Origin of the sequence: Georgenia deserti (assembly GCF_042680605.1) — a bacterium.
GTDB lineage: Bacteria > Actinomycetota > Actinomycetes > Actinomycetales > Actinomycetaceae > Allobogoriella > Allobogoriella deserti.
Genome location: NZ_JBHUEE010000011.1, coordinates 69,617 through 82,808, shown reverse-complemented (window position 1 = coordinate 82,808; position 13,192 = coordinate 69,617). Strand labels below are relative to the sequence as shown.

The 13,192-nt window shown below is 70.4% G+C and carries 12 protein-coding genes; 6 read left to right on the top strand and 6 right to left on the bottom strand.

From position 1 onward, the window contains the following. Positions 1-28: 28 nt before the first annotated feature. Entirely contained in the window at positions 29-397 is a 369-nt protein-coding gene (locus tag ACFSE6_RS17370; protein ID WP_388010276.1) for an STAS domain-containing protein, read from the bottom strand. 322 nt (positions 398-719) lie between these two features. Between ACFSE6_RS17370 and ACFSE6_RS17365 the strand changes: the two genes are divergently transcribed. Further along, the gene (locus ACFSE6_RS17365) at positions 720-1,454 is read left to right on the top strand and encodes a GAF and ANTAR domain-containing protein (protein ID WP_388010274.1); all 735 of its coding nucleotides are present in this window, start codon (positions 720-722) and stop codon (positions 1,452-1,454) included. Between the two features lie 16 nt (positions 1,455-1,470). Here the strand turns inward: ACFSE6_RS17365 and ACFSE6_RS17360 are convergent, their stop codons facing one another. Next, positions 1,471-2,457 carry a sugar kinase gene (locus ACFSE6_RS17360; RefSeq protein ID WP_388010273.1) on the bottom strand — a complete coding sequence of 329 codons (987 nt, stop codon included), beginning with the start codon at positions 2,455-2,457 and terminating at the stop codon, positions 1,471-1,473. Between the two features lies 1 nt (position 2,458). Continuing rightward, positions 2,459-3,088 (bottom strand): bifunctional 4-hydroxy-2-oxoglutarate aldolase/2-dehydro-3-deoxy-phosphogluconate aldolase, encoded by a 630-nt coding sequence (locus ACFSE6_RS17355; protein ID WP_388010270.1) that lies wholly within the window; start codon positions 3,086-3,088, stop codon positions 2,459-2,461. A 158-nt stretch (positions 3,089-3,246) separates the two neighbouring features. Between ACFSE6_RS17355 and ACFSE6_RS17350 the strand changes: the two genes are divergently transcribed. Beyond that, positions 3,247-4,698 (top strand): sulfatase-like hydrolase/transferase, encoded by a 1,452-nt coding sequence (locus ACFSE6_RS17350; RefSeq protein ID WP_388010267.1) that lies wholly within the window; start codon positions 3,247-3,249, stop codon positions 4,696-4,698. Here ACFSE6_RS17350 and ACFSE6_RS17345 read toward each other — a convergent pair. From ACFSE6_RS17345 to ACFSE6_RS17335, 3 genes are all read right to left on the bottom strand, one after another. Then, positions 4,695-5,231, bottom strand: a complete 537-nt coding sequence (locus ACFSE6_RS17345; RefSeq protein ID WP_388010264.1) for a hypothetical protein — start codon at positions 5,229-5,231, stop codon at positions 4,695-4,697. The genes ACFSE6_RS17350 and ACFSE6_RS17345 overlap by 4 nt on opposite strands. 97 nt (positions 5,232-5,328) lie before the next feature. Then, positions 5,329-6,837, bottom strand: coding sequence for a Na+/H+ antiporter NhaC (gene nhaC / locus ACFSE6_RS17340; RefSeq protein ID WP_388010261.1), 1,509 nt, complete (start codon positions 6,835-6,837; stop codon positions 5,329-5,331). Between the two features lie 28 nt (positions 6,838-6,865). Continuing rightward, complete coding sequence (locus ACFSE6_RS17335; RefSeq protein WP_388010258.1) at positions 6,866-8,017, bottom strand: trans-sulfuration enzyme family protein; 1,152 nt, start codon at positions 8,015-8,017, stop codon at positions 6,866-6,868. A gap of 179 nt (positions 8,018-8,196) precedes the next feature. Between ACFSE6_RS17335 and ACFSE6_RS17330 the strand changes: the two genes are divergently transcribed. The 4 genes from ACFSE6_RS17330 (at position 8,197) to ACFSE6_RS17315 (ending at position 13,192) form a co-directional block, all read left to right on the top strand. Then, on the top strand, positions 8,197-8,970 hold the full coding sequence (locus ACFSE6_RS17330) for a FadR/GntR family transcriptional regulator (protein ID WP_388010255.1): 774 nt from the start codon (positions 8,197-8,199) through the stop codon (positions 8,968-8,970). A 131-nt stretch (positions 8,971-9,101) separates the two neighbouring features. After that, on the top strand, positions 9,102-10,310 hold the full coding sequence (locus tag ACFSE6_RS17325; protein ID WP_388010252.1) for an ROK family transcriptional regulator: 1,209 nt from the start codon (positions 9,102-9,104) through the stop codon (positions 10,308-10,310). Between the two features lie 75 nt (positions 10,311-10,385). Continuing rightward, positions 10,386-11,876 carry a sulfatase-like hydrolase/transferase gene (locus ACFSE6_RS17320; protein WP_388010249.1) on the top strand — a complete coding sequence of 497 codons (1,491 nt, stop codon included), beginning with the start codon at positions 10,386-10,388 and terminating at the stop codon, positions 11,874-11,876. After that, positions 11,873-13,192, top strand: coding sequence for an extracellular solute-binding protein (locus ACFSE6_RS17315; RefSeq protein ID WP_388010246.1), 1,320 nt, complete (start codon positions 11,873-11,875; stop codon positions 13,190-13,192). The genes ACFSE6_RS17320 and ACFSE6_RS17315 overlap by 4 nt, the downstream gene beginning before the upstream one ends.

Genomic DNA, 13,192 nt, shown 5'->3' with positions numbered 1-13,192 from the left:
CGCCGGCACCAACGCCGAGTGATATGACTCAGTCCGGCGGCGCCGGGGCGAGCTCGATGGTCGCGTCCTCGACGACGTCGAGCAGGGCCTGCAGAGCCTGACACGGTCCGTAGACCGTGAGTTGCCCCCCAGACGCGCGTAGCTCGGCTGTCGCCGCGATGAGGACATGGAGTCCGGCGGCGTCGCAGAATGTGAGCTGCCGTGCGTCGACGACGACGTCGCGATGCCCCCGATGGATCGCAGCCCGCAATGCCCCCTCGAGGAGCGGGGCGCCGGCCATGTCCAGTTCACCAACGACGACGACATGGTCGGGACGACCCGTCCGTGGGCGCACGCTGAGGCGAGCCGTGTCACCCGGCGAGGACCAGAAGTTGCCAGACGGCGGACCAGTGTGCATGCGCCTCGACTCGTCAACGCTCACCGGAGAGAGCTCTCCCCGGGCGGCGACGATCCGCCGCATGGCTAATGGTCCTAACCAAGGCCGACATTAGCGAGGCCATGAGACGAAGGGCAAACTCCTGACCTGGCATCCTTCGCCGGTGTGCCATCGAGCGCCGGAAACCGTGCAGGGCCGTAGCGGAGGAGTCCCAAAGTGCGACGGTTGTCCGATCTCTGTGCGACGATCGAACAGCCGGAGGCAGGTCGAGCGTGCTACCAGCGGTGCGTCACCTTCGGTTCTCGAGAGCGCGGGGCTACCCGGGATTGCGACGCAGCTGTTCATGACGGATCAGAGCCACTCGTTACAGCTCGACGGTGACTCCGGTGCTCGGCCGTTCGACCGCCTTCACGACCTCCTGCTCTCGGTTGAGGACGTGGAGGATTTCCTTCAGCAACTGGTCGAGATCGCCGTGGACGTGATGGACGCGGACGTCTCGGCCGGCGTCACCCTCATCCGCGACGGCCACGCCACGACGGCGGCCAGCAGTGACGCGGCCAGCGCACGATGGGACGAGATTCAATACCGTTATGAGAACGGCCCCTGCCTCACGACGACGCGGACGGGTGAACCGATCCTCATCGAGGACCTGTCGCTCGAGGATCGGTTCGGCGAGTACCGCTCCCACGCCATGGCCTCCGGTCTGCGGTCAGCACTGTCGCTACCGTTGGACGGTGGCCACCACGCCGTCGGGGCGCTCAACCTTTATTCGGACCGTCCAAGAACCTTCGGCCGCGCCGAGCAGGAGGTTGCGCGGCGCTTCGCGGGGGAGGCGTCCCGGGCGCTGAAGCTCGTGTTGCGGCTGACCCAGCACGCCGAGGTGAACGCTCAGCTCGAGAAGGCCCTCGAGTCCCGCACGATCATCGACCAGGCGATGGGCATCATCATGGGCCAAAATCGGTGCAGCGCGGACGAGGCATTCGCGATCCTCCGCAACGCCTCGCAGCACCGCAACATCAAGCTCCGCGCCGTCGCGACCGAGATCGTCGACGCGGTGAGTAGGAAGGGTCGTCTCTGACACGTCGGGCCGCCCGTCACGCGAGCGTGTCGTCGAGCATCCGGCGCGCCTGCTCCGGCGCCGGCAGCCCACGGGTGTCCCCGAACGCGCCGATGACACCAGCGGCGAGCTCGGACCCGAGGTCAGCCGCGTCACGAGGCGATGCGCCCGCCAGCCGGGCGGCCAGATAGCCGCCGAGAAACGCATCGCCGGCCCCCACCGGATCGACGACGTCGACGGCACGCGTCGGGACGTGGCGGGGTGCGCCGTCCTCGGCTTGGTACCAGCATCCGCGTTCGCCGCCCTTGAGGACCACCTCGCCCACGCCGCGGTCGTGCGCGGCGGCGAAGACGGCCTCCGGGGCGGTCGCGCCGAGCACGGGCTGGGACTCGTCGTCCCCGAGGACGAGCAGGTCGGTGGAGGGCAGGACGGCGGCGAGCGTCTCGACGACGGCGTCGAGATCACCGAAGCCGCGGCGGAGATTGACGTCGACCACCACACCGGTGCCGTGCTCGGCAGCCCCCTGCGCGACGGCGGTGACGAGGGCACGCGGCCCCGGCCCGACGGCGGCGGTCAGCCCGGACAGGACGACCGCGCGTGGCGGCGTGGTCCACAGGCGGTCGGCGTCGTGCGCGTTCATGGCCGAGGCCGCGGAACCCGATCGGTAGTAGGTCACGCGCCGGGAACCGTCCGGCGGCACCTCGCGAAGCAGCAGACCGGTCGGGTGGTTCGGATCGGTCGCGGTGAGGGACTGCTCGACGTCGAGCGCCGCCATGGCGGCACGCACCCGCTCCGCCGGTGAATCCGCACCCAGGCGGCTCAGCAGCCCCGCACGGCCACCGAGCCGGGCAACGGCGGCACACATGTTGTACTCCGCACCGGCCACGTCCACGAGCATCGAGGTCGCGTCGGCCACCGTCTGCGGGGGAGTGGCCTGCAGGAGCAGCATCACCTCGCCGACCCCGACGACGTCGAGCGTCTCGCCGAGCCGGCGCGCGGGCGGCGGCCATGTGGTCTCCGCCATCTCAGCCGGCCTGTCCCTCGGACCAGGCGGTGGTCAGGGCCTCGGCGCGGCGTCGGAGCTCGGCCCAGTCACCGGAGGCGACGGTGCTCTCGTCGACCAGTGCGCTGCCCACCCCGACGCCGGTGCAGTTCATGGCGGCATAGGTGCGTGCGGCGTCGGCATCGACCCCGCCGGTGGGGACCAGCGGCACGTCCGGCAACGGAGCCCGCACCGCGCGGACGTAGGCCGGACCGCCCACGGTGTCGACCGGGAACACCTTCACCGCGGTGGCGCCGTGCTGCCAGGCGGTATCGATCTCGGTCGGCGTCAACGCGCCGGCGGCGATCGGGACCCCCGCGCGGTCCGCGACGTCCAGGACCGGGGCCATGGTCGTCGGCGTGACGAGGAACTGTGCCCCGGCGTCGATCGCCGCACGAGCCTGATCGGCCGTGCGCACCGTCCCGACGCCGACGAGCGCCTGGTCGCGCTCGCGCCACCGGCGCACCGCGTCCAGCGCACCGGGAGAGTCGATGGTGACCTCGATCGCCCGCACGCCACCGGCGTGCAACGCCTCGACGATCTCGTCCACGGCCTGCTCCCGGCGCAACCGGACGATCGCGATGACTCCTGACGGCGAGGCGGCCTCGGGCATGAACCACTCCTTGTTCGGGATACGGGCCGGTCGGCGGTGACGGCCCCGACGGCAGACCTGCTCACGCTACCGCGGCCCGCCACGCCGACCGTCCGGGCGTCCCACGCCGGCGAGTAGGCCATGATGGGGGCGTCCGAGCGGACCTTCCGAGGAGAGGTATGCCCCCGGCAACGCGGCCGAACGTCATCGTCGTCTTCACCGACCAGCAGCGTTGGGACACCACCGGCGTCGGTGGCAACCCCCTCGACCTGACGCCCACCTTCGACCGGATGGCCCGGCACGGCACCCACGCGACGCAGGCGATCACGCCGCAGCCGGTGTGTGCCCCGGCGCGGGCGGCGCTGCAGACCGGTCAGTACCCGACGACGACGGGCTGCTTCCGCAACGGTGTCCGGCTGCCCGAGGACCGCCGTACCCTCGCGCACCATTTCGCCGACGCCGGGTACGCGACCGGCTACATCGGCAAGTGGCACCTCGCCGACGACGAGCCCGTCCCGCCCGACCAGCGCGGCGGCTACCAGTCGTGGCTGGGATCGAACGTCCTGGAGTTCACTTCCGAGGCCTACCGCGTGACCATGTTCGACGACGACGGCGCCCCCGTCATGCTCCCCGGTTACCGCTCCGACGCCCTGTTCGACGCCGCCATCCGGTTCGTCGCCGACCACACCGGCCCGGCGGCAGCCGCCGGCGGGACGAACGGGACGGACGGAGCGCGACCGTTCTTCCTGTTCTGCTCCCTCATCGAACCGCACCACCAGAACGAGACCGACTCCTACCCGGCGCCCGAGGGGTACGAGGAGCGCTATCAGGGCCGCTGGGTCCCACCCGACCTCGCCGCGCTCGCCGGCGAGCCGGGCGCGAGCGTGCACCGGCACATCGGCGGGTACTACGGGCAGATCCGGCGCGTCGACGAGGGGCTCGGCCGGCTCCGCGACGCCCTGCGCAGCATGGGGTTGCTCGAGAACACGATCATCGCCGTCACCTCCGACCACGGATGTCATTTCAAGACGCGCAACGCCGAGTACAAGCGCTCGTGCCACGACGCCTCCCTGCGTGTGCCCCTTGCCCTGTCCGGACCCGGCTTCGACGGCGGGCACCGCATCGACCGGCCGGTCAGCACCATCGACCTGCCGCCCACACTGCTGGACGCCGCCGGTCTCGCCGTGCCGGAGGAGATGCAGGGCCGCTCGCTGCTGCCACTGCTGGCCGATCCGGCGGCGTCCGACTTCCCGGAGGAAGCCTTCGTCCAGGTCAGCGAGTCGGAGGTCGGCCGCGCGATCCGCACGTCCCGATGGATGTACTACGTCACCGCCCCGGACGCGGACCCGTGGCAGGACGCCGCCGCCGAGCGCTATGTGGAGACCGCCCTGTACGACCTCTCGCACGATCCGTACGAGCTGGACAACCTCGCCGGCCTGGCCTCGCACCGCACGCTGGCGGACCGGCTGCGGGACCGGCTGCTCGAGCGGATGATCCAGGCAGGGGAGGAGCGGCCGGTGATCGAGCCGCATCCGCCGGTCGGCGATGTGATCGGTCAACGTCGCGTCGACCCGGAGGCCTGTGCCGGGACGTGGCGGCCGGTCCGCTTCGGGCATCAACCGCGCGGCTAGCCACCCGGCCGCGGAGGTGCTGAGGCCGCCGCGTAGAACTCGGACGACTCCCGCCGCCAGAGCAGCACGAGGATCACGGCGATGAGCACCAGCGTGGCGAGCTGGACGGCGAGGGCGATCTCGGCAGCCGGGAGAACGGCGTCGTCCGGCAGGCCGGGCCGATCGGTGGTGGTCAGTCCGCCCGGACCGGTGAGGTCACCGACGATCCCGAGAACCGCCACCGCTCCCAGTGCGGTGGCGACCAGCCGGGCCCACGGCCGGCCCTTCCGGTTCATCACCGCCATCCAGACCCAGAGCGCGACGGTCGCCAACGCCGTCACCGCGAGCGCCACCGCGAGACCCACCGCGAACCCGGAGGAGCCGGCGGGGAAAGCCCCGACGTCGGCCGCGGTCCGCAGGTCCCGGCGCATCATCTCGATGACGATCAGCAGCACGATGCCGACGACGGCGAACCACGCCGCGCCGAGGTACATCAGCCCGACGGCCCATCGGATCGTGGCTGGGCGGGCCGGCCCGCTGGGCGTGGTCGACATGCTTTCCCCCTCCTGCTCGCTGCTGTTGGCGGACAGTGTGCCGGGAAAGCGGACGGCCTGCGGCGGGCTTGTGGACACACGTGCGCCGCGGTCCGGATCAGCGCGTCGCGGGCTCCAGCGGGCGGATCCCGAACCCGCGAGTGAGCGGGCTGAGGACGGCCACCAGTGCCGAGAACACGATGCCGGCCCAGCAGAAGATCGCCCACGGGAGGAACTCGAAGTTCCCCACACCGAGCGTCGTCGCGAAGAAGACCCCGGAGACCGTCCACGGCATGAGCACCTCGGTGATGGTGATCGAGTCCTCCATGGACCGGGAGAGGTTCACCGGGTGCAGGTTCCGCCGGCGGTACGCCTCGCCGTAGAGGTCCTTGACGAGGAAGAACGTGACCAGCGCGTTGGACGTGCCGTTGATGATGGCGAAGCCGGAGATCAGCGTCGCGAGGACCAGCGATCCGGTCGAGCGCAGGCGCTCGATCATGCGCGCCAGCAGCACCCGCAGCACGCCGGCGTTCTCCAGCGCGGCGGCGAAGAAGAACGCGCAGAAGACGAAGAACGCGGAGTTGTACATGGAGTACAGGCCGCCACGGTCGAGCAGCTCGGTCAGGGCGTCGGAGACCTCGCCGCCGAGCATGTCCGTGCTGCTGAAGCCCTCGATCGTGGCGGTGAACACCTCGGCCAGGGAGAAGCCCTGAACCGCGACGGCGAGCACCATCGCGGAGACGGTGGAGACCGACAGCACGATGAGCGGCGGCTTCTTCCAGACCGAGCCGGCGAGCACGACGACCGGTGGGATCAGCAGGACGGGGTTGAGCGTGAACAGCTCGTGCAGCTGCGCCGTCGTCGCGTCGATGATCTGCAGGTCCACCGACTCGGCGTCGATGCTCAGGCCTGCCACGAAGAACACCACCAGGGCCAGCAGTGCGGACGGCCCCGAGGTGTAGAGCATGTGCCGGATGTGCTCGTAGATGTTCGCACCGGCCGCCAGAGAGCTCATGTTCGTGGTATCGGAGAGCGGCGAGAGCTTGTCGCCGAAGTAGGCGCCGGAGACCACGGCGCCCGCCGTGACCGCGAGCGAGATGTCCATCGTGGACGCCACGCCGATGAGGGCCACCCCGATCGTGCCACCGGCCCCCCAGGAGGTGCCGGTGAAGCTGGCGACGATGGCTGTGACGACGAACGCGAGCACGTAGAGGTAGGACGGGTCGATGAGTTCGAGGCCCAGGCTGACCATCAGCGGAATCGTGCCGGCGATCATCCAGGTCCCGATGAGCAGGCCGATGCTCAGCAGGATGAGGATGGCCGGAAGAGCGCGCTTGATCTTCTGACCCATGTCCGTCAGCACCTGAGCGAGGCTGACGCCGTAGCACGCGGCGACGATCGTCAGCGCGGCGGCGGCGACGATGAGCATGAGCTCGGCCGGGTATTCGAGGACGCCGATGCCGCCGACCAGGATGACGACGACGAGTCCGAGGGCCAGTCCGGCGACGGCGCCCGAGGGGCGGGCGGTTGCCGCCGCGTCCTCGCCGGCGCCGGGCGTGGCCGGTGTTCGGTCGGGTGCGTCGTCGGGGCCGGCCGTGTCGGTGCGCGGTCCGTGCGGTGACGTCATCGTTCCCTTTCTCGGCAGGCTGGGAGGGTCAGCGGATGGCCGCGAAGGCGTGGTCGAGGTCCTCGATCTGGCGCTGCGCGCCCTCAAGCCCCACGGAGAGCCGGATCAGGCTCGCCGGGGGCTCGGGAGTGGAGGTGGGCCGGATCGGGGAGGTGACGAGGCTCTCGTACCCGCCCCAGCTGGGGCCGATCCGGAAGAGCTCCAGCGCGTCGACGAACCCGGCGATGCGGTCGTAAGTGGGTTCGGCGAGTTCGAAGCTCAGCAGGCCTGAGTACCCGGCCAGCTGCTCGGTCACCAGCGGCGAATCCGCCGGATGGTCCGCATAGGGGTGGTGGATCGCGGTGACTTCCTCGCGCCCGCGGAGATGGTCGATGACCGCGATCGCGTTGGCCTCGTGCTGTTCCATGCGGACCGGCAAGGTGCGCAGGCCGCGCAGCACGAACGAGGCCTCCATGGCGGACATGACCGACCCGAACAGCAGGTACCCGCGGTAGAAGAGCTCTTCGATGAGGTCGGCGGAGCCGATGACGGCGCCGCCGATGACGTCGCTGTGCCCGCCGATGTACTTGGTCAGGGAGTGGATGACGACGTCGACGCCGAGCTCGATCGGTTTCTGCAGCAGCGGCGTCGCCCAGGTGTTGTCGATGACCGTGCGGATGCCGTGGCGCCGCGCCGTCGCCGCCAGGACGCGCAGGTCGAGCACCTTCATCATCATGGTGCCGGGCGACTCCACGTAGACCATCGCGGTGTTCTCCCGCAGATGGTCCTCGATGTCCGCCGTCGGCTCGGGCAGGAGCGTGTACTCCACGCCGAAGCGCCTGAGGTGTTCGGCCAGCTGGAGGGTCGGGCCGTAGATCGTGTTGACGAACAGCACGTGGTCCCCGCTGCGCAGCAGACCGCCCAGCACGGCGCTGATTGCTCCCATGCCGGAGGCGAAGCACTTGGCGGCCTCGCCGCGTTCGAGGCGGGCGAGGAGTTGCTCGAGGAACGCCACCGTCGGGTTCGTGCCCCGGCTGTAGACGAAGTTGTGGTGCTCAGCGGCCTGCTGCCGCGCGTACTCGGCGAATGTCGGCTTCGCGAACAGGCTCGTTTGGAAGATGGGCGGGGCGACGGCGCCGGGGGAGTCGCCAGGGCCCTCCCACGGGCTCATGCAGATGTCCCGATCGGTCTGGCTGATCACCGTGTCTCCCTCTCCGACGGCGGCAGTGGCCACCCTGGCTGTCACGTGCCGAGCCGACGACGCCGCAACGCGACTTGTCATATAAGCGGACAAGTCATCGTGGGGTCAATTCCGGTGGCGGACGAGGCGGGACCGGCGACGCCGATAAGCTGGCACGTCGGATCCAGCGAGGGGGCGATGTGAGCGAGTACGCGGGCGAGACCTCGGCGGCAGGCGGTCCGCGGCCGCGCCGCGCCGAGCCGCGTTCGCTCACGGCCCAGGTCGTCGAGCTGGTCGAGGAGCTGTGTCTCGCGCCGGACGCCCGCCCCGGCGATCATCTGCCGTCGGAGAACGAGCTCGCCGAGCGGTTCGGTGTTTCCCGGGTGGTCCTGCGGGAAGCGATGAAGACGTTGGAGGCGCGCGGCCTGGTGCACCGCCGGCAGGGCAAGCCGGCGGTGATCGCCTCGCCGAACGCGCTGCCGATCGAGAACTTCGTCGCCCTCGCCGTGTTGCGCGACCGGCGCGCCCTCATGGAGTTCACCGAGATCCGCAAGGCCCTCGAGGTGCACGGGGCCCGACTCGCCGCGGAGCGGATCGCCGGGCCGGAGGAACCCGACACCCGCGAGCACATCGCTCGCGCCCGGGCCTCGATCGCCGAACTGCGGGCGGACCCGGAGACGATGGCGACTCGCCTACGGACCGACGTCGCCTTTCACCAGTCGCTGGCCCTGGCCTCCGGGAACGGCAGCCTCGCGCAGATCCTCCAGGCGCTGGAGAAATCCCTCGCCGCCAGCAGGGAGCGCAGTCACCGCCGCTACCTGGACGGCGGGGGAGACCCGGCCGGATCAGCCACCGAGCACGAAGAGTTGCTCGAGGCGGTCCTCAGCGGTGACCCCTCGCGCGCGGCGGCCGCGATGGAGCACCACCTCCAGGTGACCCTGCACGAGATCGAGACGCGGCCCGACGCCGACTGATCGCCGGCAGGTGCGCCGACGAACCTGTGTCGTGCCTGGGTGCGGCGGGTTCATCCGGACAGTCGACCGAATCCGGACATTTTTCTGTCGGCTCGTTGACGGAAAAATCCGACCTCCATAGCGTCCACGCCATGTCGACGTTGACGGATGTTCGTGCAGTCCCACGACGCACGCACGAGGAGCGCGTCCTGGACGCGCTGCGTTCCGGCGGAGCACTGAGCCGCGGGGATCTGGCCGAGCGGGTCGGCCTCTCGCGCACCACGTTGTCCGAGGTCACCGGCGAGTTGCTGCGCCGCGGGGCCATCGTGGTGGTCGACGACGACAGCGCCACTCGCCGCGGCTCCGGCCGGCCCGCCCAGCGCCTGGCCCTGGACCCGGCGTCCGGGCAGTTCCTCGGTATCGACTTCGGGCACCGGCGGGTGCAGGTGGTCCTCGCGGACGCGGCGCACCAGGTGATGGCCAGCGGCGCCGACCGCTATGCCGACGGCACGGAGTGGGACGAACGGATCGAGCGAGCGATGGGACTCATCGACCGGCTTGCGGGCGAGGTCGGGGCACACCTGACCGCGTTGCAGGCGATCGGCATCGGTGTGCCCGGCCCGTACACCGGCGCGCGACAGGCCGGTCCACGCGTGTCCTGGCGTGCCCAACCTGCCCCGGACCGGGTGGACCGCGTCTTCGCCGAACGGTTCGGGGCGCCCGTCCTCGTCGACAACAACACCCGCCTCGCCGCGCTGGCCGAGGCGGTCTCCCGCCCGGGGGCGCCCGGCCACCTGCTCTACGTCCGCCTCTCCGACGGCGTCGGCGGAGGACTGGTCGTGGACGGCCGGCTGGTCACCGGATCCCGCGGCCTCGCCGGCGAGATCGGCCACGTCACCGCCGACCCCGGGGGTTCGGCATGCCGCTGCGGGAAGCGAGGATGCCTCGAGACGGTCGCCTCGACGGCGGCGATCCTTGCCGCGTGCCGCGCTCGCGGCGCACAAACGGACACGCTCGAGGACCTCGCCGACGCCGTGGCGAAGTCTGATCCGGCGACCGACGCCGTCCTGCGCGACGTCGGCACGGTGCTCGGCCGCGTCCTCGGCGCCGCCGCCATGACCCTTGACCCGGGCGAGGTGGTCATCGCCGGCGAGGTCGTCCACGTCGCACCGGCCCTGGTGGACCAGGCCGCCGCGACACTGCGCTACGAGCTCTACCCCCTGGCTGCCGCAGCACCGATCGCTGTGCGCGCCGGCCAACTGCGCGACTCCGACGGCGCACACGGCGCCCTCGCCGCCGTCTTCCACAGCTCGCCCTTGCTCGCCGGCTATCCCCAACCGGAGCCGGACCAGCGGGCCTGACCGACGACGTCGTCACCACACCGTCGATCCCGGACCACCAGACACCGCCGATCCGGAAATCGGAGACCTGACCACGTGAGCACACCGAACAACATCCTCTTCTTTCTCACCGACCAGCACCGGGTCGACACCCTCGGGTGCTACGGAAACACCACCGTCCGCACCCCGAACCTCGACGCCCTCGCCGCGTCCGGGACCACGTTCGACCGCTTCTACACCCCGACCGCGATCTGCACGCCGGCACGCGCCAGTCTGCTCACCGGCCAGGCGCCGTTCCGCCATCGTCTGCTGGCCAACTACGAACGCAACGTCGGCTACCTCGAGGATCTCGACGACGGCCACTACGCCTTCACCGACGATCTGCAGCAGGCGGGCTATCAGCTCGGGCTGATCGGCAAGTGGCACGTCGGCACCCACCGCACCGCCGCCGACTTCGGTTTCGACGGCCCGGACCTGCCCGGCTGGCACAACCCCGTCGACCATCCGGACTACCTGCGCTACCTCGAGGAGAACGATCTGCCGGGCTACCGGATCAGCGACGAGGTCCGCGGCACCTTCCCCAACGGCCAGCCCGGGAACCTCCTGGCGGCACGGCTGCATCAGCCGGTCGAGGCCACGTTCGAGTACTACCTCGCCGAGCGATCGATCGAACTGCTGCGCCGCTACGCCGCGGAGCGTGAGTCAAGCGGTTCGCCGTTCTTTCTGGCGACCCACTTCTTCGGCCCTCACCTGCCCTACGTGCTGCCGAGTGAGTACCTCGAGATGTATGATCCGGCCCGGATCGAGCTGCCCGCGTCCGTCGCCGAGACGTTCGAGAACAAGCCATCCGTGCAACGCAACTACTCGGCGCACTGGACCTACGACACCCTCAGTGAGGAGACGTCGCGATGGCTCATCGCGGCCTACTGGGGGTACGTCACGCTCGTCGACGAACAGATCGGCCGCGTGCTGCGCGCCGCCGAGGACCTCGGCCTCATGGACTCCACCGCGGTCTTTTTCTCCGCCGACCACGGCGAGTTCACCGGTGCCCACCGCCTGCACGACAAGGGGCCGGCGATGTACGAGGACATCTACCGCACGCCGGGCCTGCTGCGGATCCCCGGCGGGCCGTCCGGACAACGCTCGGGCGAGCTGACCCACCTCATCGACTTCACCGCCACGATCCTCGACCTGGCCGGTCTCGAGCCCGCGCATGCCGTGGACGGCTCCTCGCTGGCTCCGATCGCGCGCGGGGAGGATCCGCAGTGGCGCGCGGATCTTGTCGCCGAGTTCCACGGCCACCACTTCCCGTACCCGCAGCGCATGCTGGTCACCGAGCGGTACAAGCTCGTGGTCAACCCCGAGTCCGTCAACGAGCTCTACGACCTCCACACCGATCCGAACGAGCTGACGAACCGCTACGACGACGCGTCCCTGCGTGACGTCCGCGACGCCCTGCTCGCTCGGCTCTACCGGCAATTGCGCGACCGCGGTGACAACTTCTTCCACTGGATGACGTCGATGTACCCGGTCGGAGCGAAGGACTACGACACCTCGCTCAGCTCCTTCGAGAAGGACGTGCCGTGAGCCCCGCGAACGGGCGCGCTCACCACGTCACGCGGCGCGGCTTCTTGGGTGCCTTCGGCGTGGCGGCGCTCGCCGGCTGCTCGGCATCGGTCGCAGCCGCGGACCGACCTGCGCCGGTGCGTCCTCGCCGCGGTGAGTACACCGGGCCGGCGGTCACGCTGCAGTTCTGGAACCCGTTCACCGGCGGAGACGGCCCGGCCATGGCCGAGATAGTCGAGGCGTTCAACGCCGCGCACGACAACATCCGCGTGGTGATGACCTCGTTGGTCGCAGACGACCTGTACGCCAAGGTCATGCCCGCCGTCGGTGCCGGCGAGGGCCCCGACGTGGCAATCATGCATCTCGACCAGCTCGCCACCTTCGCTGCTCGCGGCACGATCGCCCCGCTGGAGGAGCTCACCGACGGTCTCGGCCTGGACGGCACCGACTTCATCCCCGCCGTCTGGGACAGCGGCGTGTATGAGGGGCACCGGTACGGCATCCCGCTCGACGTGTTCACCATGGCCCAGTACTGGGCCACCGATACGTTCGGCGGGGCCGGCCTCGAGGGCCCGGTGCGCGACCGCGGCCACTTCGACGCCGCGGCGAGCTCGCTCCGGAATGCCGGTGTGACCCACCCGTTCTGGGTCACGCCGTCGTGGCAGTTGTTCGTCACCCTGTTGGCCCAGTTCGGCGGAAGCCTGTACGACGAGGCCGCGACGGCCGCGACCATGGGCTCCGACGCCGGTGTGGCAGCCCTGGAGTGGATGACCTCGCTCATCGAAGCAGGCGTGAGCCCCTCGGGTGCCACCGATCCTCGCCTGCCGTTCAAGAACGGCGGGGCGGCTATGCTCGCCGACCTGCCCGCAGCCATCCCGGACCTGCAGCTGACCGCGCCCGACCTGGCTTGGGACGTCGCGCCGTTCCCGCAGATCGGTACCCGGCCCGGCACCTTCGCCAACTCGCACAACTTCGTCCTGACCGGGCAGTCCCAGGCCGACGACGACGTCGCCCATGCGGCACAGACCTTCGTGGAGTGGACGAGCCGCAACTCTGAGCCGTGGATCGCCTCCGGCAACACCCCCGCACGCGCCACGGTGCGAGCCGGCGAGGCGTTCGCGGCCGCACCGCAAGCCGCACTGGCGGAACCCGAGGTCTTCTCCTCCGCCGCCTTCCTGCCGCAGATCCCCGGGTCCCGGGAGATCGCGGCGAACAGTTACGAACGCGCCGTCAGCGAAGTGGTTCTCAGCGGCGCCGACGCCGCCGAGGCCCTCGACTTCGCCCAACGCACGGCCCAGGAACAACTCGAGGAGATGCATGAACTGCTCGACGGCTGA

Bases quoted from the DNA above. Each gene is read 5' to 3' on its own strand.
- ACFSE6_RS17360 (WP_388010273.1), bottom strand. From the start codon at position 2,457: ATGGCGGAGACCACATGGCCGCCGCCCGCGCGCCGGCTCGGCGAGACG.
- nhaC (WP_388010261.1), bottom strand. From the start codon at position 6,837: ATGACGTCACCGCACGGACCGCGCACCGACACGGCCGGCCCCGACGAC.
- ACFSE6_RS17350 (WP_388010267.1), top strand. From the start codon at position 3,247: ATGCCCCCGGCAACGCGGCCGAACGTCATCGTCGTCTTCACCGACCAG.
- ACFSE6_RS17365 (WP_388010274.1), top strand. From the start codon at position 720: ATGACGGATCAGAGCCACTCGTTACAGCTCGACGGTGACTCCGGTGCT.
- ACFSE6_RS17345 (WP_388010264.1), bottom strand. From the start codon at position 5,231: ATGTCGACCACGCCCAGCGGGCCGGCCCGCCCAGCCACGATCCGATGG.
- ACFSE6_RS17325 (WP_388010252.1), top strand. From the start codon at position 9,102: ATGTCGACGTTGACGGATGTTCGTGCAGTCCCACGACGCACGCACGAG.
- ACFSE6_RS17355 (WP_388010270.1), bottom strand. From the start codon at position 3,088: ATGCCCGAGGCCGCCTCGCCGTCAGGAGTCATCGCGATCGTCCGGTTG.
- ACFSE6_RS17370 (WP_388010276.1), bottom strand. From the start codon at position 397: ATGCACACTGGTCCGCCGTCTGGCAACTTCTGGTCCTCGCCGGGTGAC.